Raw genomic sequence first — 21,958 nt, 5'->3', positions numbered from 1 at the left:
CCCGAGGGGGTGGTCGGCGCATTCACGTCTTCTGTGATGTCCTATTCTCCCGCATCGAGAGCCCTCATGGGTAACGATCTCCTCCCAGAATGCGTTGTCGAGCCAGGCGATGGCGTCCAAACTGGACTTCGTGCACGCTCGCGCCGCTCTCTTCGACCTGTACGGAGACCACCTGCGTTCGCGCGGTGGGCAGGCGACCGTGGCCGCGCTCGTACGGCTCATGAACCCCCTGGAAATCGCCGCTCCGGCCGTCCGCACGGCGGTCTCGCGGATGGTCCGGCAGGGCTGGTTGCGCCCGCTGCGGCTGCCCCAGGGAGCCGGCTACGGGCTCACGCCGAAGTGTGTCAGGCGCCTGGATGAGGCAGCGCTGAGAATTTACCGATCAGGGACACTCGCCTGGCACGGCCGCTGGCACGTGATCGTCATCGAGCCGGTCAGGGAGCGCCAGCGCCGGGAACGGATCAGGGCCGACCTGACCTTCCTCGGCTACGCCTGCCTGTCGGAGACGACGTGGATCGGGCCGCGCTCCTCCATCGAGCTGGACAACCTGCTGGACGGCGAGGGCGTGCGGGCCGACCGGTTCGACGCGGCGCTGGAGGGCGACCCGCGCGAGCTGGTGGCGCGGGCCTGGGACCTGGCGGCCATCGGCGAGGCGTACGAGCACTGGCACGCCGAAGCTGTCACGCTGATCAGCACCCTGCCCGAGGACGCCCCGCCCGACCGGGTGTTCGCCACCAGGAGCAGACTGGTGCACGGTTGGCGCAACTTCCTGTTCCGCGACCCCGGGCTGCCGGCCGAGCTGCTGCCCGCGGGCTGGCCGGGCGAGAAGGCCCGCACGTTCTTCGAGCAGGAGGCCACCAGGCTGCTGCCCGCAGCCGCCGCGTTCGTCGACAGGGAGCTCATGTGATCCGTTACGACATGGCCGACGCCGTCGCCACCGTCACCCTCGACCGGCCGGAGTCGATGAACTCGCTCACGGCCGAGGTCAAGGCCGCGCTGCTGGCCGCGGTCGGCAGGGCGGCGGCCGACCCCGAGGTCAGGGCGGTGCTGCTCACCGGCTCCGGCCGGGCCTTCTGCGCGGGCCAGGACCTGCGCGAGCACGCCGCCAACCTGGCCGCGGGCCGCGGCCTGGCCGACACCGTGCGCGAGCACTACAACCCGATCGTCGAGCTGATCGCGACCATGCCCAAGCCGGTTGTGGCGGCGGTCAACGGCGTCGCGGCGGGCGCGGGCGCGGCCCTGGCCTTCGCCTGCGACCTGCGCGTCGCCTCCGACAAGGCCAAGTTCGCGCTGGCGTTCGCGGGCATCGGGCTGGCCCCCGACTCCGGCGCGTCCTGGACGTTGCAGCGCCTGGTCGGCCGGGGCCGCGCGACCGAGCTGCTGCTGCTCGGCGAGCCGCTCGACGCCTCCGCCGCGCTCGACCTCGGGCTGGTCACGCGGGTGGTGCCCGCCGACGACCTGCCGAAGACCGCTCACGAGCTGGCCGTACGCCTGGCCGCCGGGCCGACCACGGCCTACGCCGCCACCAAGCGCGCGCTGGCCCACTCCGCCACGCACTCGCTGGCCGACTCGCTCGCGCTGGAGGCCGACCTGCAGGACGCGTGCGTGGCCACCGACGACCACCAGGACGCCACCCGCGCCTTCCTGGCCAAGGAGCGGCCGGTGTTCAGAGGCCGCTGACCGGCCGGCGCTCAGGGGCGCTCAGCGGGCCAGGCAGCCCTCGATGTGGTCGTTGACCAGCCCGATCGCCTGCATCAGCGCGTACGCGGTGGTCGGGCCGACGAACCTGAAGCCGTGCTTGCGCAGCTCCTTGGCCAGGGCCTTGGAGCCGGGGGTGATGGCGGGCACGTCGGCCATCGTCCGGGGCACCGGCGCGTCGGGGTCGGCGAACCGCCACACCAGCTCCGACAGGCCCTCGGGCAGGTCGAGCGCGGCCCTGGCGTTGCCGATCACGGCCTCGATCTTGGCCCGGTTGCGGACGATCCCGGCGTCGCCGAGCAGCCGTTCTACGTCGCGCTCGGTGTAGGCGGCCACCTTGACGGTCGAGAAGCCGTCGAAGGCGGCGCGGAAGTTCTCCCGCTTGCGCAGGATCGTCAGCCACGACAGGCCCGACTGGAACGCCTCCAGCGCCACGCGTTCGAAGACCTCGTCGTCGCCCTTGACCGGGCGGCCCCACTCCTCGTCGTGGTAGGTGATGTACAGCGGGTCGCCCATGCCCGGCCAGGTGCACCGGATGAGTTCGGTCACGGGCGCTCGTCCTTGTCCTTGTCCTCTTTGCCCGGGGTCGTGCGCACGGAGTCGTCGTCGTCCTTCTCGGGCTCGTCGTTCTCGGGCTCGTCGTTCTCGGGCTCGTCGTTCTCGGGCTCGTCGGCCTTGGGCTCGTCCTGCTCCGGGAGGCGCCAGTCCGGCTCCTCCGACGGGTCGCGCAGCTCCGGCTCGCCCGCCCACTCCACCGTCGCGCCGCTCGACGTGACCGGGTCGCCGGACTCCGGCAGCTCCCTGGGCGCGGCGGGCGCCTCGGGCTCGTGGTCGGTGCGCAGCCCGGCCCCGGGCGTGGCGTAGATCTCCTGGCGCGCGTGCAGCCGGCTGGACAGCAGCTCCGACACCCGCTGCTCCAGGACGGCGATCCTGGTGTCGCGGGCGCTGATGGCCTGGGCGGCCCGGCGCAGGGTCTCGTCGACGCTCTGCGTGTGGTAGCCGACCAGGTTGACCGGCAGTTGCAGCGCCATGAAGTCGACCGCCGTGAGCTGTCCGGCCTCGGGCAGGTCGAGCGGCGGGACGTCCGGCGGGAACTCGGTCAGCTCCCCGCCTCTGCCGAGGGAGACCAGGACCACGCAGGCCAGGATGGCGATCGCGGCGATGGCGAGTATGACCAGCACATTGGCATCGTACTCATATGGACGAGCACGTTCAGCGATCTACCACAAGTGCGGGCAATCGGGGCAGGCTGCTCAGCCGGTGGCCTCACCCAGCTCGGCGACGCTCGGACGGACCGGCTGCGGACGCGCTTCGAGATGGGCGAACGCCTCCTCGACCGTGGTCGTCCAGGAGATCGCGTCGAAGACGTCGGCCCGGGTGAAGCCCTCGGCGTGCATGCCGGAGACGAGCTGCCGCAGCGGCTGGTACAGGCCCCAGGGGTCGAGGATCACCAGCGGGCGGTCGTGGATGCCGAGCACCCGCGCCGTCCAGATCTCGAACAGCTCCTCCAGGGTGCCGATGCCGCCGGGCAGCACGAGGAAGGCGTCGGAGCGGGCGTCCATGACGCCCTTGCGCTCGCGCATGCCGTCGGTGACGATCAGCTCGTCGGAGTCGGTGTCGGCCACCTCGATGTCCACCAGCACCTGCGGGATCACGCCGACCGTGAACCCGCCGGCGGCGCGGGCGGCGGAGGTGACCGCGCCCATGCACGAGACCGTGGCGCCGCCGCTCACCAGCGTGTGACCACGCCTGGCGAGCTCGGCGCCCACCTCTTCGGCCAGGTCGACGTACTTCCTGTCGATGCGGAGGCTGGAGGCGCAGAAGACGCAGATGTTCACGGGCCGACAGCCTATTGGGGCTCCGCGGTCTGGGCGGCGGCGGCCTCCAGCTCCTCCTCCCGCTGGCGGGAGCGGGCCCGGTCGGAGTCGGCGATGATCCGCACGGCCTCGTCGGGGTCGTCGGTGACGGAGATCAGGTCGAGGTCCTGGGCGGCGATCTTGCCGGTGCCGAGCAGGGTGTTCTTGATCCAGTCGAGCAGGCCGCCCCAGAACTCCGAGCCCATCAGCACGACCGGGAACGAGGTGACCTTGTGGGTCTGGACCAGCGTCAGCGCCTCGAAGAGCTCGTCGAGCGTGCCGAAGCCGCCGGGAAGGGCGATGAAGCCGCGCGAGTACTTGACGAACATCGTCTTGCGCACGAAGAAGTAGCGGAACTCGATGCCGAGGTCGACGTAGTCGTTCATGCGCTGCTCGAACGGCAGCTCGATGCCGAGCCCGACCGAGACCGCGCCCTCGACCTCGGAGGCGCCCCGGTTGGCCGCCTCCATGACGCCGGGGCCGCCGCCCGTGATCACCGCGTAGCCGGACTCGGCCAGCGCCCGGCCGAGCCGCCGGCCCATCTGGTATTCGGGGGTGCCCTCGGGGGTGCGGGCCGAGCCGAAGACCGTGATCGCCGCGGGCAGCTCGGCGAGCTGGCCGAACCCCTCCACGAACTCGGCCTGGATGCGCAGCACCCGCCACGGGTCCATGTGCACCCAGTCGGAGGGACCCTGCCGGTCGAGCAGCCGCTGGTCGTGGGTGGAGCTGGGGACGAGACTCCCGCGCACGACCGCCTGCCCCTGACGGCGTTCGGCTCGTTGCTTCTGTTCCATGGTGGTCACGCTAGTCCTCTCCGTACCGGCCCGCGGCGCCGTTCCCGACCCCGGCCGCGCCCGCCGAAGCGGACACTTCGAGGATGAACGCCCAGGTCGAAGGCCAGATGAAGGCGCCGAAAAAATCTTGGGAAAAGCAGGGAACCGAATTTCGACCCCCCTGCGTCTAACTGCCGAGGGTGCTGCTCGGGACTGAAAGTGGCTTTCCCCGCCAAATGGCCGGCGAGGAAAGCCACTTTCATTTTGTCAGCCAGTTGAGCAGGGCCCGCTCGCTCTCCGTGATCTTCGGCAGCGACACGTACTCGCCCTGCTGGTGCGCCAGGTTGGGGTCGCCGGGGCCGTAGTTCACGGCCGGGACGCCGAGCGCGGAGAAGCGGGAGACGTCCGTCCAGCCCAGCTTGGCGCGCGGGGTGCCGCCGACCGCGGCGGCGAAGGCGGCGGCCACGGGATGCGTCAGGCCGGGCCTCGCCCCGGGCGCCGCGTCGAGGAAGCTCACCTCGTAGCCCTCGAACACCTCGCGCACGTGCTGCTCGGCCTGCTCGACCGTCAGGTCGGGGGCGAACCGGTAGTTGACGCTGACCACGCACTCGTCGGGGATGACGTTGCCGGCCACGCCGCCGCGCACCGCGACCGCGTTGAGCCCTTCGTGGTACTCCAGCCCGTCGACCACCGGCAGCCGCGCCTCGTAGGCGTTGAGCCTGGCCAGCACCGGCTCGATGCCGTGGACGGCGTTGACCCCGTACCACGACCTCGCGCTGTGGGCCCGCTTGCCGGTCACGGTGACGTCGGCGCGCAGGGTGCCCTGGCAGCCGCCCTCGATCACGCCGTCGGTCGGCTCCATCAGCACCGCGAAGTCGGCCGCCAGCCACTCGGGGTGGTCCCTGGCGATCCTGGTCAGGCCGTTGCGCTCGGCCTCGATCTCCTCGCAGTCGTAGAAGACGTACGTCACGTCGCGGTTGGGGGCCGGGACGGTGGCCGCCAGCTTCAGCGCGACCGCCACGCCCGCCTTCATGTCGGAGGTGCCGCAGCCGTAGAGCAGGTCGCCCTCCACCCGGCTGGGCAGGTTGGCCGCGACCGGGACCGTGTCGAGGTGGCCCGCGATCAGCACCCGCTCGGCCCGGCCGAGGTCGGTGCGGGCCACGATCGTCTCGCCGGAGCGGTCGACCTTCAGGTGCGGCAGCGCGGACAGCGCCCGCTCGACCGCGTCGGCCAGGGCCTTCTCGTCGCCGCTCACCGACTCGATGTCCACGATCGCGGCGGTCAGCGCGCGTACATCCTGTGTCAGGTCCAGCATCACGTGTTCACTCCATGTTCGCGCAGCACCTCGTTGAGTGCCGCCTTGTCGTGCCGCTGTTCCGGCTCCAGACGCTTGATCACCAGCACGCACGGCAGCCCGAACGTGCCGCCGGGGAACTCCTTCTGCCGCGTGCCGCCGACCGCCACGCACCAGTCGGGCACCCTGCCCCTGGCCAGCTCCTCGCCCGTCTGGACGTCGATCACGGGGATCGTGCCGGACAGGATCGTGCCCGCCCCGATCACCGCGCCCCGGCCCACCCGCGCACCCTCGACGATCATCGAGCGGCTGCCGATGAACGCGTCGTCCTCCACGACGACCGGCACCGCGCCCGGCGGCTCCAGGACGCCGCCGATGCCCACTCCGCCGGACAGGTGCACGTTCTTTCCGATCTGGGCGCATGAGCCCACCGTGGCCCACGTGTCGACCATGGTGCCCGAGTCCACGTACGCGCCGATGTTCGTGAACGACGGCATCAGCACCACCCCCGGCGCCAGGTACGAGCCCCAGCGCGCGATGGCGCCCGGCACCACCCGCACCCCCTCGAAGGAGGTCTTGAGCGGCACCCTGTCGTGGTGCTGGAAGTCGCCCACCTGGGAACGTGCCATGCCCAGCAGCCGGAAGGCGAGCAGGATCGCGCGCTTGGCCCGCTCGTCCACCACGACCTCGCCGCCGACCAGGCGGGCGACCCTCGCCTCACCCTTGTCCAGCAGGTCGACGGCGCCGACGACCTGGATGCGGGCCTCCACGTCGGCCGGGGACAGCTCCGCGCGTCGTTCCCACAGCTCGTCCACCACCGGGGACATCACGTGACTCATGGCCACGGAGCTTATCCGGCCGGGTAGGTTCTTCAGGGTGCGCCTGCGCTTCTCCCGTGGAGTCATCACCATCGCGATCATCGTCGTGGTGCTCGCCGTCGGCGTCTCCGTGGGGCTCTACCTCCTGCTCAAGCGAGCGACGCCGCTGGTCCTCCCGGAGGCCTACTGCATGGTGCGCACCCCCGAGGGCGTCCTGACCCTCGATCCGGAGCAGGCGCAGGTCTCCGCGACCATCGCCGCGGTCGCGGCCCGCCGCCGCCTGCCCGAGCGGGCCGTCGTCATCGCGTACGGCACCGCGTTGCAGGAGTCGAAGCTGCGCAACCTCTCCTGGGGCGACCGCGACTCGGTGGGCGTGTTCCAGCAGCGCGAGTCGCAGGGCTGGGGCCGCAAGAAGCAGCTGATGGACCCGGTCTACGCCAGCAACAAGTTCTTCGCCGCCCTGGTGAAGGTCAAGAACTACCGCAAGCTGCCGCTGGCCGAGGCGGCCCAGGAGGTGCAGCGGTCGGCGGGCGGCTACGCGTACGCGCAGCACGAGCAGGACGCCAAGATCCTCGCCGCCGCCTTCACCGGCCGGGTGCCCAGGTCCGTCCACTGCTGGTATCCGCCGCCCAAGCAGACGCCCGCGCCGCGGGCCAAGACCGCCGAGGCGCGCAAGCAGCTGGCCAGGGCGCTCGGCGATCCGGCGATCACGACGAAGAAGCGGGGCTGGCTGGTGGCGTCCTGGTCGGTGGCGTACGCGGAGAAGTACCAGCTGCGGCGCGTCGGCTACAGCGGCGCGACCTGGGTCAACGACGTCGAGGCGGACGGCTGGAAGAAGGGCGGCCAGGCCGGCGACGGCGAGGTCGAGCTGTCCTGACCGCCCGCGTCTCCGGTGGCCGTCAGGTGGCGCGGGTGACGATGGTGATCGAGCCCGGCGGCAGCGGCTGGGCGTAGCTGGCGCTCCAGGCGTGGCCCTGGATGCGGTCGAAGGAGAGCAGACGGCCGTCGGAGGCGTGGTAGTCGGCGAAGTCGAGCAGGCCGCGTTCGGGGTTGCCGGTCTCGCCCTCGCTCCTGAAGGCCGCGGTGCCGCGCTGGATCGGGAAGAACTCCACGCCCTCCATGATCAGCATGCTCTTGGCCGGGACCATGCCCTGCGTCGGCACCTCGGTCCACAGCAGCACCTCAAGATGGGACGCCTCGCCCGCGGCCTTGCCCTCGCGCACCTCGACGGAGAGCCACAGGCGGCGGCGGGCGACGTCGCGCAGCAGGTATTCGATCCACTGCCGGCCCTGCCAGGAGACGTGCATCGCGCCGAGCACCCGGTAGGGGGAGCCGTGCACCTCGATCCGGTCGGCGACCTGGATCGTGCGAGGGTCGGCGTAGTCGGTGCCGGCATGCCCGGGGGCCTCGACCGGCGCCGGCAGCGGGGCCTCGACCGGAGCGACCTCGGCCGGTGGCGGCGGCGCGCTCGCCCGGCCCCTCCTGTCCTGCCGCATGGTGGCCAGGAACGCCCCCAGCAACAACAGGACGGTGGCGATGCTCAGCCCGAGTACGACCATGGAGGTCATGCTCATCCGTCAGCTCGCTCCACTCGCGGTCTGTCTCGGCAGACGCCTTTTTTTCAATTTGTCCGTGCGTTACGACGGGCGATCCTACTGGAGGCGGCGCACGGCCGCACTGATGCGTTCGTCGGTGGCGGTCATCGCGACGCGGATGTGCCGTCCACCAGCCGATCCGTAGAAGTCTCCCGGCGCGACCAAAATCCCGATTTCGGAAAGCTTACTCACTTGATCCCACGCGTTCTGCCCATTCGACGCCCATAGGTACAGACCGGCGGTCGAATGGTCGATCGTCCACCCCGCCCGCTCCAGCGCGGGACGCAGCACGGCGCGCCGCGCGGAGTACAGCTCGCGCTGGCGTTCGGCGTGCGCGTCGTCGCCGAGCGCGACCGTCATCGCGTCCTGGACCGGCTTCGGCATGAGCATGCCGGCGTGCTTGCGCGTCTCCAGCAGCCGCTTGACCAGGACGGGATCGCCCGTCACGAACCCGGCCCGGTAGCCGGCCAGGTTGGAGCGCTTGGAGAGCGAGTGGACGGCGAGCAGCCCCTCGTGGGAGCCCCCGCAGACGTCGGGATGGAGGATGGAGACCGGCTCCTCTTCCCAGCCGAGCTCGATGTAGCACTCGTCGGAGGCCACGACCGTGCCGCGCTCGCGCGCCCAGGAGACCACCTTGCGCAGGTGTTCGGCGGGCAGCACGCGCCCGGTCGGGTTGCCCGGGGAGTTGATCCAGAGCAGGTCGACGTGCTCGGGGCCGACCGACAGCGTGCTGTCGGAGGCGGTGGCGGTCGCGCCGGCGAGCCGGGCGCCCACGTCGTAGGTGGGGTAGGCCAGCTCGGGGAAGACCACCCGCCGGGCGCCGAGATAGGTGGGCAGCCAGGCGACGAACTCCTTGGAGCCGATCAGCGGCAGGACGTCCTGCTGGTCGACGGTGACGCCGTGGCGGCGCCGCAGCCAGCCGGCGGCGGCCTCGCGCAGCGCCTTCGTGCCGTGGGTCAGCGGGTAGCCGGGGCTGTCCGCCGAATCGCGCAGCGCCTGCTGGACGGCCTCGGGCACCGGGTCGACGGGGGTGCCGACCGAGAGGTCGACGATGCCGTCGGGGTGCGCCAGGGCGCGTTCCTTGTACGGTTCGAGCCGGTCCCAGGGGAAGTCGGGCAGCTTGTTCACGGTTCTCCAGGGTCGTTCGGGGCCGTACACGCCTGCGGCGGACGCGGGCGCGCGGGGGCCGCCCGACGTGGACGGCCCCGGCGCACGCGACTCGCTAGTGGTCCTCGCCCTGCGGCGGCAGCGCGGCCACCACCGGGTGGTCCTTCTCGATCTTGCCCACCTTCGAGGCGCCTCCGGGCGAGCCGAGGTCCTCGAAGAAGTCCACGTTCGCCTTGTAGAAGTCCTTCCACTGCTCGGGAAGGTCGTCCTCGTAGAAGATGGCCTCGACGGGGCACACAGGCTCGCACGCGCCGCAGTCCACGCACTCGTCGGGGTGGATGTAAAGCATGCGCTCGCCCTCGTAGATGCAATCGACGGGGCACTCCTCGATGCACGCCTTGTCCAGGACGTCCACGCAAGGCTGCGCGATGACGTAGGTCACCTCGAGCTCCTTTTTCTCCGCACCATGGCATGACTCTGACCGCGGTTTGCTACGCCCTAGTATTGCCGTGCTTGCCAGCTGGCCGAAACGGAGGGTGGCAAACTCATGGCCGCACGCCTCGTCGTCGCGATCACAACTCAGGACATAGGCGCACGGATCACCACTCGAAGGCGCGTCCCAGAAGGCTTCCGGGACGCCGTCGGCGTGCTCGAGTCCTGGACGGACGGCGTGTTGCGCGTTCGCAAGCGGGACGGCACTCTGGTGGAGATCGACGAGGAATCGCTGGTCGCGGCCAAGGTCGTTCCGGTCGCGCCTCCTCGACCTCAGGCGAAGTAACGGTAAGTATTCATTGTGTGACCGTACGTATCTGCGCCGCCGTAGCAGCCGTTCTCGCCAGCGCCGGATGCGGCGCGTCCACATCGCCGTCCACGTCCGAGGGGTCGAAGGACCTTCCGGTGCTCAACGTCCGGGCCGCGTCGCTGAAGCAGGGCTTCGGCACGATGGAGCGCCTGGCCGAGGCCGCCAAGCGCGAGGGCCAGCTCACCGTGATCGGCCTGCCGCACGACTGGGTGAACTACGGCGAGATCATCGACACCTTCGCCGACAAGTACGACATCAAGGTCAACGAGCTGGAGCCGGGCGCCAGCAGCAAGCGTGAGCTCGACGCCGCCGACCAGCTCAAGCCGGACGTGTTCGATCTCACCCTGGACATGGCCGTCTACGGGGCCGACAAGTTCGCGCCGTACAAGGTGGCGGGCTGGCAGGACCTGCCCGACTTCGTCAAGGACCCCAAGGGGGCCTGGTACGGCGCGTACGGCGGCTACATGTCGATCGGCTACGACCCGCGCGAGGTCAAGGCCCCGGCCTCCTTCGCCGACCTGCTCAAGCCCGGCTACCGCGTCGCGCTCGACGGCGACCCGCTGCGCTCGGCGGCGGCGTTCGGCGGCGTGATGGCGGCGTCCATGAAGGCCGGCGCCAAACCGGACGCCAGGCAGGGGGTGGACCTGTTCGCCAAGCTCAAGCAGGCCGGGCAGCTCGTCGAGCCGGCCAAGGCGAACGTGATCATCGACTGGGACCACCTCAACGCGACCCGTAGCGCCGACCACGCCGACTCCTGGGAGGTGACGATCCCGCGCGACGCGCCGTTCGGCGGGTACCACGTCCAGGCGATCAGCAAGACCGCCCCGCATCCGGCCGCCGCCCGGCTGTGGCAGGAGTTCCTGTTCTCCGACGAGGGCCAGAACCTGCTGCAGAAGGGCTACGCCCGCCCGGCGCGCGGCGAGGCCATGCTCATGAAGGGCAAGCTCGACACCGAGCAGGCCGCCCGGCTGCCCAAGGCCGCCGGCCCGCCCGTGCTCATGACGATCCCGCAGACGGACGCGGCGAAGGCGTACCTCAAGCGGGAATGGAGCAAGAGCGTGGGATGAGTCCGTTGTGACTTGATATGTCGTAGAGACGATCAGGCTCTAAAGTGAACGGACAGCACGGCCACGGGGGCCCGATGTCTGACGAATGTGAGCTGATCGTCTTGCGATACGACGCACCGAGCTTGGAGCGGTGGAACAGTCGCGCCTACGACAGCAGTTTCGGGTACGTCTCCACCCAGGGCGCGCCGCTGGTCGACCTCCTCGACCCGCAGCCCGGGGAGCGCGTGCTCGACCTCGGGTGCGGCACCGGGGTGCTGACCGCGCAGATCGCCTTCAGGGGCGCGGACGTCCTGGGCATCGACGGTTCCGCCGCCATGATCGAGAAGGCGCTGGCCCAGTACCCGGGGATCGACTTCATCATCGGCGACGGCCACGACTTCACCGTGGTGGACCCCTACGACGCCGTCTTCTCCAACGCGGCACTCCACTGGATGAGCCGCGACCCCGCCACCGTGATCGCCAACGTCCGCGAGGCGCTGAAGCCGGGCGGCCGGTTCGTCGCGGAGATGGGCGGCGCGGGCAACTGCGCGGAGCTGACCGCCGCGATGCTGACCGCCTGGCGCGAGTACGGCCTGCGCGAGCCCGATCTGCCGTGGTACTTCCCCACGCCCGCCGAGTACGCGCGCCGGCTGGAGCAGGAGGGCTTCGTGGTCCGCCTGCTGGAGTACTTCGACCGGCCGACGCCGCTCGACGAGTGCCCCGGCGGGGCCGCCGACTGGGTGCGCATGTTCGCCTCGTCCGTGCTCGAAGGACTGCCGCCGGAGATCGTGGACCCCCTGCTCGGACGGGTCAACGAGCTGGCCGCGCCCGCCCTCCGGAGGGAGACGGGCTGGATGGCCGACTACGTGCGTCTACGCTTTGCCGCTGTTCGGCGCTGATGCGTAGTGCATGATGCGTAGGGCTGTTTTGCCGGACTATGGTCTGTTCCGTGGGCGGCGAGATGTTGGCTGCGCCGCTCCGGCGGCGTGAGGGGCTGGTGAACGGAACGGGATGAACTTCTGCCTGAGCGACCTCGTGCCACCGTTGAGGTGGAGCGACGCGTCGACGATCACGCTACTGACCGGGCAGCCGGATCTGCCGGACGCGTGGTGGCGAAGCCTGCCCATGCCGCTGGTGCTCGCAGCCATCGGCCCGGAGTCACTGGGCGAGCTGCTGACCGAGATCGCGCTGGAGCACTGGCCGGCCGCCGCCATCGGCGACGTCCTGCCGGCTCTGCACGTCCTGGACCCGGACGAGGCCGACGAACCCGCCGTCGCCATCGCGCTCGACCGCGCCGGGTCGTGGACGGGGCTGCTCTCGCTGACCGGGCGGGAGCTGGTGGACCAGCCGTTCATCCAGGCCCGGCCGGTGCTCAACACGTTGTTCGGGGCGGTGCTCGTCCGGCTGGCGCATCCGTACGCGGGCGGGCGGCAGGCCGAGGCGCACGTACCGGTGGCTCTCGCGGCCCCGGCGGACGCCGTCGTGGCGGCGGAGCTCGCCCATGAGCCCGCGTTCCCTGAGGGCGGCGCCGCTGCGGAGGCCGTCGGGGAGGCGGCCGGCCGTGACGGCGAGCGGGTGCTCGACGCCGACTCCGAGCCGGTCGTCGAGGAGGTGCCGCGGCCCGAGGCCGAGCCCGTGCTCGACGCCGCCGAGGAGCCCGCGCCCGAGCCCGCCGCCGCGGAGGCGTCCGCGCTGGAGGCGCAGGGGGTCGGCGGCGAGCCGGAGCCCTTCTCGCCGGACGATCACGACGAAGAGGCTGAACGGCGCGAACCCGCCGACCTCGACAGCTCCGCCGACGTCCCTGAGGTCCTTGAGGGGCGGGAGGAGGAGCGGGCCGAGGCCGCCCAGCCCGAGGCGCACGCCGAGCCTGAGGCGCACGCCGAGCACGACACCGAAACTGAACCCGAGCGCGAGGCCGAGCCCGAGCGCGAGGCCGACTTCGAGCACTCCGAGGCCGACGCGGAGCCCAGGGCCGAGCACGCGGCACCCGGGGCCGAGCACGCGGAGCCCGAGGCCGACGCCGAGCACGCGGAACCCGAGCACGCCGAACCCGGCGAGGCGGACTCCGAGCACGAGGCGCTCCTTGAGCGGCCCGAGCCGGAGGCGCCTGTCGCGCACCCCGAGCAGGGGCAGGCCGCCGCGGGTCCGCACGACGAGCCCGCCGAGGGCGGCGCGGAGTTGTCCGAGCTGATCGAGGCCGCGTTCGCCGGGCTCGACGACAAGAGCTGGGCCGTGGCGCAGAACCGCGTCTTCACCGACGAGCCCTCGGCGGTCGACCAGCTGGCCAAGCTGTTCGCCGTCCCCCCGGCCGACATCTCCGCCACCGAGCGGGAGCTGCGCGTCCGTCTCGACCAGTGGCTGGCCAGCGAGGAGGCCGCGCCGTACCGCGCCCACCTGGACGAGCTGCGCAGGACGCTGGGCCCGGCCGCGCCCAAGGAGCAGCTGATCGGCGCGGCCGACTGGCACGCCAGGGAGATCCGCGCGCTGGAGGTGCCGGCCTGGCAGTTCGTGCTGGCCACGCTGCCCGCGCAGCCGAACCAGCCGGCGGAGTTCCAGCAGCCGGTGGAGTTCCAGCAGCCGCACTCGGCGTTCGCCGCGATGCAGCCGCCGCCTCCCCTGCCGCCACCGCCCATGCCACCGCCGCCGGCCAGTCCGCCCGGTCCGGCCAGTCCTCCCGGTCCGGTCAGTCCGGCCGGTCCGCCGCAGTTCCAGGCGTTCACGCCGGTCCCGCCGCCGCCCGCGGAGGGCAACGGCGGGGCGGAGCAGAACAAGCCGTACCAGCCGCTCAAGGACGTCTCCCAGACCAGGCGCTGCTTCCGCCAGCCGGACGGCCGCTGGTGGCTGCGGATCGACGTGACGGCCGAGCAGCTGGCCGGCGGCGAGTGCGCCCTCCCGACGGGCTTCGCGGCCTACCTGGGCCTGTCCCCCGGCGAGAGCCGGGCGGTCAGGAGCGCGGCGGGCGAGCTGACCATGACCTGGCACGGCAGGCCGGTGCTGGAGTCCATCGAGCGCCTGCTCGTTGACGTCGGCGCCAAGGAGGGCGGCCACCTGTTCCTCACGCTGTCGGACGAGGGCGTCCTGCGCGCCCGTCACCTGCCGGTCGCCGCCCAGAACGCCGAGAGCATCACCAAGGCGCTGCGCCTGGTCGGCTACACGGCGCCGGGCGGCACCCGGGACCAGGCGGCCAGGGTGATCGCGACGAGGATCGGGCTCACCGGCCCCGTCGGGCTGCCCGACCTGCTCACCAGGCTCCGCGAACGCGGCGACCGCGACCTGCTCGCCCTCTTGGACTGACCGCCCGTGCCGCGGCTCGCGATCGGCCCTGACTTTCCAGGGGAGCTCGGCGCACTGGCTCAGCCGGTGCGCAGGGACGCCGTGGTCGCGCTGCGCCGGTTCCTGCTGAACGTGTCCGGAGCCCCGCACCCCGAGCGGGTGCGGGGCTGCCGGGACGCCAAGGTCGCCACGCTGCGCCTGGCCGACGGGCATCGCGGCGTGGTGGTCCGGCAGCGCGACGTCTACTGGCTGCTCGCCGTGCGGCCCGATCCGGAGGCGTGGTCGTACGCCCAGCGTCACCGGTACGGCGTCAACCCCGTGATCGGCGTCGTCGAGGAGTGGGACGCCGAGACCCTGGAACGGGTCGAACCCGCCTTACGCAGGTCTGCCCGCCCCTCGCGGCTGTTCGAGCAGATCTGCGACGGCGACCTGCTCGCACTCGGCATCGACGTGCACGCGCTGCCCCTGGTCCGGCTGATCTCCACCGAGGCCGACGTGGCCGCGCTCGAACCGCTGCTGCCGCCCACCCAGTACGCGCCGCTGGCCGTCCTGGCCAGGGGCGGCACGCTGTCGGAGGCGTGGCGGGAGCTGGACAACTGGCGCGCCCGCGACGAGGAGACGGGCGCGATCGACCCTGACGACCTGCATGCGGCGCTGCTGCGCAGCCCGGACCGCGCGGTGTTCGCCGCCGACAAGGTGGAGCTCGACCGGGTGCTCGGGGCCCCGGACTGGTGCACGTTCCTGCACCCGACGCAGCACCGGCTGGCCAGGGCCGGACGGTACGAGCAGCCGGTGCTGGTCGTGGGCGGCGCGGGCACCGGCAAGACGATCATCGCCCTGCACCGGGCGGCCCACCTGGCGGCGCGGGGCAGCGGCCCGGTGCTGCTGGTGACGTTCTCACAGAGCCTGGCCGAGGAGCTGGCCGGCCGGCTGGACGTGCTGATCGACGACGAGACCGTGCGCAAGCGCGTCGAGGTGGACAACGCCGAGCGCCTGGCCGTGCGGATCGTCGCCGACGCGGAGGGACGCCGTCCCGCCCTGGTCGGCCCGGGGGCCCGGTCGCTGGCCCAGCTCACCGACGAGGCGATCAGGCTGCTGTCGATCACGACCGGCGACCTGCTGGACGACGTGGAGCCGGGGCGCAAGCCGTACCGGCACATCGTGGTGGACGAGGCGCAGGACATCAGCCCGGCGCAGTGGCGGCTGCTGCGGGCGGCGGCGCCGCACGCGCACGACGACCTGTTCGTGGTGGGCGACCCGCACCAGCGGGTGACCGACACGCGGGTGGCGCTCGGCGCGGTGGGCATCCCGGCCGTCCAGCACGACCTGCGGATCTCCTACCGGCTGCCGCAGGAGATCCTGTCCTACGTGGTCCGGCTGCGCGGCGGCGGCCCGGCGAACGGCCTGGTCAAGGGCGTGGCCGAGCTGTTCGGCTACCGCGCCACGCACAACGGCCGGCGGCCGGTGGTCCGGGCGTACGACACACCCGAGTCCGAACTGGCCGGGCTGCGGGCCACGGTCGGCGGCTGGCTGGCGGACGGCGTGCCGGAGGGCGAGATCGCCGTCGGGGCGCGCACCCCCACGCTGGTCCGGTCCGCCCGGGAGGCGCTGGACGGGCTGGACGTGCGCGTGGCGACCTTCCAGCATCTGAAGGGCCTGGAGTTCGAACGGGTGGCGCTCGTCGGCGTGGCGGAGGGCGTGGTGCCCGGACCGCTGCCCGCGGAGCCGGCCGCGCGGGCTCGGGCGCTGCAACGCGAGCGGAGCATACTGTTCGTCGCCTGCACACGGGCCCGAACGATGCTCTATATCTCGCATTCCGGAAGGGGGAGCCCATTTCTGTCCCCCTGATCACATAGTCTGAACTGCGGATATCTTCCCTTTGCCGGTTGGACCTCAATGAACCTCAGCCTGAGCGACCTCGCGCCACCCCTGCGCTGGACCTCCCCTGGTCAGATCGCGCCGATCGTGGAGGAGCCCCAGCTGCCCGAGGCCTGGTGGCAGGCGATCCCCCTCGACCGCGCGTGCGCGATCGTCGGGACGCAGACCGTGGCGGGTCACCTGGCCGATCTGGCCGTGGCCTGCTGGGGGCACCTGCTGCTCGGCGACATCCTGCCGCTGCTGCGCTTCTCCGACCCAGCCGAGGCCGAGCGCACGCCGGAGTCGCTGGGCAAGGACGTGGTGCAGAAGCTGTTCACCGGTGTGTTCGAGCGGCTGCTCGAACCCGCGCCCGCCGCCCTGCCCGTCCCGGCCCGGCCCGACAAACCCCTTCCCGAGCTGATCGACGCGGTGTTCGCCGCGCTCGACGACCGGCAGCGCGCCATCGCCCGCGACCGGCTCTACGCGGCACAGCGCGCCACGCTCGACGAGCTGGCGCAGCGTTTCTCGGTCACCCGCGAGCGGATCAGGCAGATCGAGCGGGACCTGCGCGACCACGTGGAGGCCTGGCTGGGCTCGCCGGAGGCGGCGGGGCTGGTGGCGCACGTGACGTGGCTGAGGGGCAGGCTGGGGTCGGCGGTCCCGGCCGACGACCTCGCGGCCGCCGTGCCGTGGCACCGCGGCGACCTGCGCACGCTGGGCATCCCCGCGTGGCGGTTCGTCCGCACGCTGCTGACCGGCTACGAGCAGGCCGACGGGTGGCTGGTCTCCGGCGGGGCCGACGAGCTGCGGGAGAAGACGCGGCAGTTGTTCACCGACGGGCCGCGGCCGCTCGACGAGGCGGTGTCCATGGTGGCCCAGCTCGGCGTCCGCGAGGACGTCGCCGAGCGGTGGATCCTCGCCGTGCCGCAGCTTCGGGTGCTCGGCCGGCACGTGGTGCCCTGGCCGCGCAGCATCAACGAGAAGGCCGAGGCGGTGCTGGCGGTGGCGGGCACGCCGCTGTCGCCCGAGGAGATCCAGGAACGCATCGGCGAGGACTACAGCCTGGTCGGCATCCGCAACCAGCTCACCGCCGACGAGCGCTTCCGCCGGGTGGACCGGAACAAGTACGGGCTGACCAGGTGGGGCGGCGACGAGTACCTGGGCATCAGGGAGATGATCTCCAGGGAGATCGAGCGGGCCGGCGGCGAGGCCTCGGTGAGCACGATCGTGACGAACCTGACCTCCCGCTACGACGTGAGCGAGAGCTCGGTGCGCGCCTACTCGGGCGGCCCCGGGTTCGAGCGCACGCAGCGGGGCTGGATCAGGGTGGCCGGAACGTCGCCGACCGGGGAGTCGGAGCCGTACCAGCCGCGCAAGGACGTCTCGGAGACGCGGCGCAGCTTCCGCTCCCGCGACGGACGGTGGTGGCACCGCGTGGACGTCAACGCCGAGCACCTGCGCGGGTCGGGCTCGCCCCTGCCGACCGGGTTCGCCGCCTACCTGGGCATGGCTCCCGGCGGGTCGCTGACCGCCTCGACGCCCTCGGGCGACGTGGTGATCAGCTGGCACAACCAGCCGACCATGGGGTCGATCCGCAACGTGCTGGCCGACTTCAAGGCCAGCGAGGGCGACCACGTGTTCCTGACCGTCTCCGACGGCGGCGAGCTGCTGACCCGCTACCTGCCCGCGGCCGCCGTGGCGATGCCGCCGCTGAACCGGGCGCTCTACCTCATCGGCTACACCGCGCCGGTGCACTCCGAGATGGAGGGGCTGCGGCTGATCGGGGCCCGCATCGGGCTGCCCGACACGGCCACCCGCGAGGAGGTGCTGGCCCGGCTGCGCGAGCGCGGGGACAGGGACATCCTCGGCTTCCTCGGCGGGTGAGGGCTAGGCTCGGGTGATGTTGCGGATCCACGACACCCGGGCCAGGCAGGTCGAGGAGATCTCGGGCGGGCGGGCGGTGCGCGTGTACACGTGCGGGCCGGCGCTGCACCGCCGCGTCCATCTGGGCGACCTGCGTACGTACGTGCTGTCCGACCTGGTCAGGAGGGTCCTGGAGGGGCGGCGTACCCGGGTCGTGGCCTGCCGGCACGTCGCCGACCTCGGGCGTCCCGACGGGGAGGCCGGGGGGACGGTCCGCGCCCACGAGGACGCGTTCGTCGACGACGCGGCCGCGCTCAACCTGCGGCCGCCCGAGCACGCGCCGCGCGCCGGGGAGACGGTCGACCTGATGATCGAGCTGATCGCCGGGCTCGTCGAGCGCGGGCACGCCTACCCGGCGCCGGACGGCTCGGTGTACTTCGACGTACGGACGTTCCCGGCGTACGGCGAGATCTCCGGCACCGGCCTGGACGATCTCAAGCCCGCCGACCCGGTCGCCGCCGATCCGCACCGGCGTTTCCACGCCGACTGGGCCCTGTGGCGGCCCGCCGACGGCGACCAGGGCCGGGACGCGCCCTGGGGCCGGGGCCTGCCCGGCCCGCACGTGGCGTGCTCGGCGCTGTCGCTGCGTTTCCTCGGCGAACGGATCGACCTGCACGTCGGCGACGCCGCCCGGTGCTTCCCGCACCACGAGGCCGAGCGCGCCCAGTCGGACGCGGCGACCGGCCACGAGGTGGTGCGCCACTGGGTGCACGGTGAGCGCCCGCTGTTCGACGGGCGCGAGATGGCGGAGTCCGCGGGCGACGCGGTGCTGCTGTCCGACGTGGTGGCGGCCGGGCTCGACCCGCTGGCGGCGCGCCTGGCCTTCCTCGGGCACCGCTACCGGGAGCGGCTCGACCTCTCCTGGGACGTCCTGCGGGCCGCCGACCGCACGGTGCGGCGGTGGCGGGCGCGGGTGGCCGAGTGGTCGGAGTCGCCCAGCGCGCCCATGGCCGCGTCGTACGCCGAGCGCGTCGGGGGGGCCCTCGACGACGACCTGGACACCCCGGCGGCGCTGGCCGTCCTGCGGGAGCTGGAGCTGGACGAGTCGGTGGCGCCCGGGTCGAAGTTCGAGACGTTCCTGCACCTGGACCAGGTGCTGGCGCTCGACCTGTCCACGGAGATCGGCAAGCCGCGGGTGCCGCCCGCCGGGGCCGGCGAGCTGCTGGCGCAGCGGGAGCGGGCGGTGGCGGCCAACGACTGGGCGGCGGCCGACCGGCTCCGGGACGAGCTGGCCGACCTGGGAGTTCGCGTCACCGACACCCCGGAGGGCCAGAGCTGGGCCCGCTGATCGGAAGCCCTCCGCGCGAGGCCGCTCCGGCCGTCTGAAACGGCTGGAGCAGTGAGCCGGTACTGCCAGACTTGTTCCAGTTCGGCAAGATGGAGGTATCGGTGAGACCCTTTGCGTGGATGCCGTGGCCTTTCCGGTGGTTCGCCCGGGTGTTGACCGTGCTTGTCGTGCTGGCGCTCGTGCTGGCCGGGGTCCTGGTGTACACGGTGCGGAAGTCGTTCCCGCAGGTGGACGGGACGCTGCGACTGCCCGGTCTGGCCGGGAAGGTCGAGATTTATCGCGATAAATCGGGGATTCCGCATATCTATGCCGACACTGCGGCCGACCTGTTCATGGCGCAGGGCTTCGTCCACGCCCAGGACCGGTTCTTCGAGATGGACTTCCGCCGCCACACCACCGCCGGACGGCTCTCCGAGCTGTTCGGCAAGGCCACGCTCGGCAACGACAAGGCGCTGCGGACCATGGGCTGGCGCCGGGTGGCCGAGCAGGAGCTGCCCGCCCTCGACCGGCAGACCCAGGACTTCCTGGCCGCCTACGCCAAGGGCGTGAACGCCTGGCTGGACGCCAACCCCAACGCCTCCGACCGCAGCCTCGAATACTCGGTGCTCAAGCTGCAGAACGGCGAGTACCGGCCGGAGCGGTGGACCGCGGTCGACTCCGTCGCCTGGCTGAAGGCCATGGCGTGGGACCTGCGCTCCAACATGGAGGACGAGATCGACCGCGCCCTGGCGCTGACCAAGCTGCCCAAGGAGCGCGTCGAGCAGCTCTACCCCGGCTACCCGTACGACCGCCACTCCCCGATCGTCGGCGAGGGCGCGCTCTCCCAGGGCCGCTACGACCAGCAGGCCGAGCCGCGGATCGGCGGTGTGCGCGCGCTCTCCCAGGCCGCCGCGACGCTCGACGCCGTGCCGAGCACGATGAGCAGCGAGGAGCGCGAGGGCATCGGCTCCAACTCGTGGGTGGTCTCCGGCGCGCACACCACCAGCGGCAAGCCGCTGCTGGCCAACGACCCGCACCTGTCCCCGCAGATGCCGTCCGTCTGGTACCAGGCCGGGCTGCACTGCAGGAAGCTGTCCGAGCAGTGCCCTTACGACGTCACCGGGTTCACCTTCTCCGGCGTGCCCGGCGTGATCATCGGGCACAACGACAAGATCGCGTGGGGGTTCACGAACCTCGGGCCGGACGTGGCCGATCTCTTCCTGGAGAAGGTGGACGGCGACACGTACCTGTACAAGGGCGAGCAGGTCAAGCTGGAGACGCGGCAGGAGCAGATCAAGGTCGCCGGCGGCGCCCCCGTCACGATCACCGTGAAGAGCACCCGGCACGGCCCGCTGATCAACGAGGTGATGGCGGACGCCCGGCCGAGCGGCGAGGCGAACGCCGTGGCCCTGCAATGGACCGCCCTCACCCCCGGCAGGACCGTGGACGCCATCTTCGCGCTCAACAAGGCGGGCGACTGGCCCGAGTTCCGCTCGGCGGCGGCGCTGTTCGAGGTGCCGTCCCAGAACCTGATCTACGCCGACACCAGCGGCAAGATCGGCTACCAGGCGCCGGGGCGCATCCCCGTACGGGAGAAGGGCGACGGCGCCTGGCCGGTGCCCGGCTGGACCGGCGAGTACGACTGGAAGGCCGCGCCCATCCCCTACGACCAGCTGCCCACGGTGGAGGACCCGGCCGAGGGGTTCGTCGTCACGGCGAACAACGCCGTCATCGACCCCCGCCGCTACCAGCCGCTGCTGACCAAGGACTGGTCCTACGGCTACCGCTCCCAGCGCATCCGCGAGCTCATCGAGTCCGCGATCGCCAAGGGCAAGATCGACGCCGGGACGATGTCGGACATCCAGCAGGACACCTCCAACGAGTTCGCCGAAACACTGGTGCCCGCGCTGCTGCGGGTGGACCTGGCCGGGCCCGCCCGCCAGGCCCGCGAGCTGCTGCGCACGTGGGACCACTCCCAGGGGCTCGACTCCGCCCCCGCCGCCTACTACAACGCGGTGTGGCGGCACCTGCTCATGCTCACGTTCGACGACGACCTGCCCGAGCAGGTGTGGCCCGGCGGCGGCGACCGCTGGTACGACGTGGTCGCCGACCTGCTCACCGCCCCCGACGACCCCTTCTGGGACGACGTGACCACCAAGAACCTCACCGAGACCCGCGACGACATGCTGCGGCAGGCGATGGCCTCGGCCTACCACGAGCTGTCGGAGCTGTTCGGCACCGACGTCAAGTCCTGGAAGTGGGGCGACCTGCACCAGCTCGAACTGGTCAACGGCACGCTCGGCACGTCGGGCCTCGCGCCCGTGGAGGCGCTGTTCAACCGCGGCCCGTTCGCCGTGCCCGGCAACAAGGACGCGGTGAACGCGACCGGGTGGAACGTGCAGAAGGGGTACGGGGTCACGGCGGTGCCGTCGATGCGCATGGTCGTCGACCTGGCGGACCTGGACAAGTCCCGCTGGATCAACCTGACGGGCGCCTCGGGGCACGCCTTCCACGACAACTACTGGGACCAGGCCGAGGCGTGGGCGCGGGGCGATCTGCTCCCGATGCACTCCAAGCCCGAGTCGGTGAAGAACGCCGCCGCCCACACCCTCACCCTCACCCCCTGACCCCGGGGCCACGTCCCGGCCT

The 21,958-nt window shown here is 72.0% G+C and carries 20 protein-coding genes; 11 read left to right on the top strand and 9 right to left on the bottom strand.

Annotation, left to right across the window (positions count from 1 at the left end):
• Nucleotides 1-109 precede the first annotated feature (109 nt).
• Nucleotides 110-907, top strand: coding sequence for a PaaX family transcriptional regulator C-terminal domain-containing protein (locus ACFYUV_RS37065; RefSeq protein ID WP_387677288.1), 798 nt, complete (start codon nucleotides 110-112; stop codon nucleotides 905-907).
• A gap of 11 nt (nucleotides 908-918) precedes the next feature.
• Nucleotides 919-1,680, top strand: a complete 762-nt coding sequence (locus tag ACFYUV_RS37060; RefSeq protein ID WP_358294613.1) for an enoyl-CoA hydratase-related protein — start codon at nucleotides 919-921, stop codon at nucleotides 1,678-1,680.
• A 21-nt stretch (nucleotides 1,681-1,701) separates the two neighbouring features.
• Here ACFYUV_RS37060 and ACFYUV_RS37055 read toward each other — a convergent pair whose 3' ends face one another.
• The 6 genes from ACFYUV_RS37055 to ACFYUV_RS37030 all read right to left on the bottom strand — a co-directional run bounded on the left by ACFYUV_RS37055 (nucleotide 1,702) and on the right by ACFYUV_RS37030 (nucleotide 6,460).
• Nucleotides 1,702-2,247 carry a DNA-3-methyladenine glycosylase I gene (locus ACFYUV_RS37055; RefSeq protein WP_357974337.1) on the bottom strand — a complete coding sequence of 182 codons (546 nt, stop codon included), beginning with the start codon at nucleotides 2,245-2,247 and terminating at the stop codon, nucleotides 1,702-1,704.
• A complete protein-coding gene (locus ACFYUV_RS37050) occupies nucleotides 2,244-2,879 on the bottom strand; it encodes a hypothetical protein (RefSeq protein ID WP_387677286.1) in 636 nt (211 codons plus the stop codon). Before ACFYUV_RS37050 ends, ACFYUV_RS37055 begins: the two co-directional genes overlap by 4 nt.
• Nucleotides 2,880-2,951: 72 nt before the next feature.
• A complete protein-coding gene (locus tag ACFYUV_RS37045) occupies nucleotides 2,952-3,536 on the bottom strand; it encodes a TIGR00730 family Rossman fold protein (RefSeq protein WP_387677283.1) in 585 nt (194 codons plus the stop codon).
• Between the two features lie 11 nt (nucleotides 3,537-3,547).
• Nucleotides 3,548-4,348: a TIGR00730 family Rossman fold protein gene (locus ACFYUV_RS37040; RefSeq protein ID WP_352352877.1), complete on the bottom strand. Its 801-nt coding sequence runs from the start codon at nucleotides 4,346-4,348 to the stop codon at nucleotides 3,548-3,550.
• A gap of 238 nt (nucleotides 4,349-4,586) precedes the next feature.
• Nucleotides 4,587-5,642, bottom strand: a complete 1,056-nt coding sequence (gene dapE / locus ACFYUV_RS37035) for a succinyl-diaminopimelate desuccinylase (protein ID WP_387677280.1) — start codon at nucleotides 5,640-5,642, stop codon at nucleotides 4,587-4,589.
• Nucleotides 5,642-6,460 carry a 2,3,4,5-tetrahydropyridine-2,6-dicarboxylate N-succinyltransferase gene (locus ACFYUV_RS37030; protein WP_352325370.1) on the bottom strand — a complete coding sequence of 273 codons (819 nt, stop codon included), beginning with the start codon at nucleotides 6,458-6,460 and terminating at the stop codon, nucleotides 5,642-5,644. Before ACFYUV_RS37030 ends, dapE begins: the two co-directional genes overlap by 1 nt.
• On the opposite strand from ACFYUV_RS37030, the gene ACFYUV_RS37025 reads away from it, so the two are divergent.
• On the top strand, nucleotides 6,459-7,316 hold the full coding sequence (locus ACFYUV_RS37025; RefSeq protein WP_387677278.1) for a hypothetical protein: 858 nt from the start codon (nucleotides 6,459-6,461) through the stop codon (nucleotides 7,314-7,316). The two genes, ACFYUV_RS37030 and ACFYUV_RS37025, sit on opposite strands and share 2 nt — an antisense overlap.
• Before the next feature lie 22 nt (nucleotides 7,317-7,338).
• Here the strand turns inward: ACFYUV_RS37025 and ACFYUV_RS37020 are convergent, their stop codons facing one another.
• The 3 genes from ACFYUV_RS37020 to fdxA form a co-directional block, all read right to left on the bottom strand.
• Entirely contained in the window at nucleotides 7,339-8,013 is a 675-nt protein-coding gene (locus ACFYUV_RS37020) for a DUF4178 domain-containing protein (protein WP_387677275.1), read from the bottom strand.
• Between the two features lie 78 nt (nucleotides 8,014-8,091).
• Entirely contained in the window at nucleotides 8,092-9,162 is a 1,071-nt protein-coding gene (gene dapC, locus ACFYUV_RS37015; protein ID WP_387677273.1) for a succinyldiaminopimelate transaminase, read from the bottom strand.
• Nucleotides 9,163-9,256: 94 nt separating this feature from the next.
• On the bottom strand, nucleotides 9,257-9,583 hold the full coding sequence (fdxA, locus tag ACFYUV_RS37010; protein WP_106240826.1) for a ferredoxin: 327 nt from the start codon (nucleotides 9,581-9,583) through the stop codon (nucleotides 9,257-9,259).
• Nucleotides 9,584-9,688: 105 nt separating this feature from the next.
• Here fdxA and ACFYUV_RS37005 point away from each other — a divergent pair, with 105 nt between their 5' ends.
• From ACFYUV_RS37005 to ACFYUV_RS36970, 8 genes are all read left to right on the top strand, one after another.
• Entirely contained in the window at nucleotides 9,689-9,919 is a 231-nt protein-coding gene (locus tag ACFYUV_RS37005; RefSeq protein ID WP_387677270.1) for a hypothetical protein, read from the top strand.
• Nucleotides 9,920-10,038: 119 nt separating this feature from the next.
• The gene (locus ACFYUV_RS37000) at nucleotides 10,039-11,010 is read left to right on the top strand and encodes an ABC transporter substrate-binding protein (RefSeq protein ID WP_387677267.1); all 972 of its coding nucleotides are present in this window, start codon (nucleotides 10,039-10,041) and stop codon (nucleotides 11,008-11,010) included.
• Nucleotides 11,011-11,111: 101 nt separating this feature from the next.
• The gene (locus ACFYUV_RS36995) at nucleotides 11,112-11,888 is read left to right on the top strand and encodes a methyltransferase domain-containing protein (protein ID WP_352352883.1); all 777 of its coding nucleotides are present in this window, start codon (nucleotides 11,112-11,114) and stop codon (nucleotides 11,886-11,888) included.
• A 226-nt stretch (nucleotides 11,889-12,114) separates the two neighbouring features.
• A complete protein-coding gene (locus tag ACFYUV_RS36990) occupies nucleotides 12,115-14,283 on the top strand; it encodes a hypothetical protein (RefSeq protein WP_387677264.1) in 2,169 nt (722 codons plus the stop codon).
• Nucleotides 14,284-14,349: 66 nt separating this feature from the next.
• Nucleotides 14,350-16,110, top strand: coding sequence for a UvrD-helicase domain-containing protein (locus ACFYUV_RS36985; RefSeq protein WP_387677261.1), 1,761 nt, complete (start codon nucleotides 14,350-14,352; stop codon nucleotides 16,108-16,110).
• A gap of 48 nt (nucleotides 16,111-16,158) precedes the next feature.
• Complete coding sequence (locus ACFYUV_RS36980; protein WP_352352886.1) at nucleotides 16,159-18,003, top strand: sigma factor-like helix-turn-helix DNA-binding protein; 1,845 nt, start codon at nucleotides 16,159-16,161, stop codon at nucleotides 18,001-18,003.
• Between the two features lie 16 nt (nucleotides 18,004-18,019).
• Complete coding sequence (locus ACFYUV_RS36975; protein WP_387677257.1) at nucleotides 18,020-19,330, top strand: cysteine--tRNA ligase; 1,311 nt, start codon at nucleotides 18,020-18,022, stop codon at nucleotides 19,328-19,330.
• A gap of 119 nt (nucleotides 19,331-19,449) precedes the next feature.
• Nucleotides 19,450-21,936: a penicillin acylase family protein gene (locus ACFYUV_RS36970; protein ID WP_387677254.1), complete on the top strand. Its 2,487-nt coding sequence runs from the start codon at nucleotides 19,450-19,452 to the stop codon at nucleotides 21,934-21,936.
• Nucleotides 21,937-21,958 lie beyond the last annotated feature (22 nt).

Origin of the sequence: Nonomuraea sp. NPDC003560, assembly GCF_042878785.1 — a bacterium.
Lineage (GTDB): Bacteria > Actinomycetota > Actinomycetes > Streptosporangiales > Streptosporangiaceae > Nonomuraea.
Note: the sequence above shows the minus strand (reverse complement) of the source record. Positions and strands in the feature narration are given on the sequence as shown.

Coding starts and splice junctions, on each gene's coding strand:
- ACFYUV_RS37040 (WP_352352877.1), bottom strand. CDS start 4,348: ATGGAACAGAAGCAACGAGCCGAACGCCGTCAGGGGCAGGCGGTCGTG.
- ACFYUV_RS36970 (WP_387677254.1), top strand. CDS start 19,450: ATGCCGTGGCCTTTCCGGTGGTTCGCCCGGGTGTTGACCGTGCTTGTC.
- ACFYUV_RS36990 (WP_387677264.1), top strand. CDS start 12,115: ATGCCGCTGGTGCTCGCAGCCATCGGCCCGGAGTCACTGGGCGAGCTG.
- ACFYUV_RS36975 (WP_387677257.1), top strand. CDS start 18,020: ATGTTGCGGATCCACGACACCCGGGCCAGGCAGGTCGAGGAGATCTCG.
- ACFYUV_RS37065 (WP_387677288.1), top strand. CDS start 110: ATGGCGTCCAAACTGGACTTCGTGCACGCTCGCGCCGCTCTCTTCGAC.
- dapE (WP_387677280.1), bottom strand. CDS start 5,642: ATGCTGGACCTGACACAGGATGTACGCGCGCTGACCGCCGCGATCGTG.
- ACFYUV_RS37005 (WP_387677270.1), top strand. CDS start 9,689: ATGGCCGCACGCCTCGTCGTCGCGATCACAACTCAGGACATAGGCGCA.
- ACFYUV_RS37025 (WP_387677278.1), top strand. CDS start 6,459: ATGGCCACGGAGCTTATCCGGCCGGGTAGGTTCTTCAGGGTGCGCCTG.
- ACFYUV_RS37060 (WP_358294613.1), top strand. CDS start 919: ATGGCCGACGCCGTCGCCACCGTCACCCTCGACCGGCCGGAGTCGATG.
- ACFYUV_RS37020 (WP_387677275.1), bottom strand. CDS start 8,013: ATGAGCATGACCTCCATGGTCGTACTCGGGCTGAGCATCGCCACCGTC.
- ACFYUV_RS36980 (WP_352352886.1), top strand. CDS start 16,159: ATGAACCTCAGCCTGAGCGACCTCGCGCCACCCCTGCGCTGGACCTCC.
- ACFYUV_RS37030 (WP_352325370.1), bottom strand. CDS start 6,460: ATGAGTCACGTGATGTCCCCGGTGGTGGACGAGCTGTGGGAACGACGC.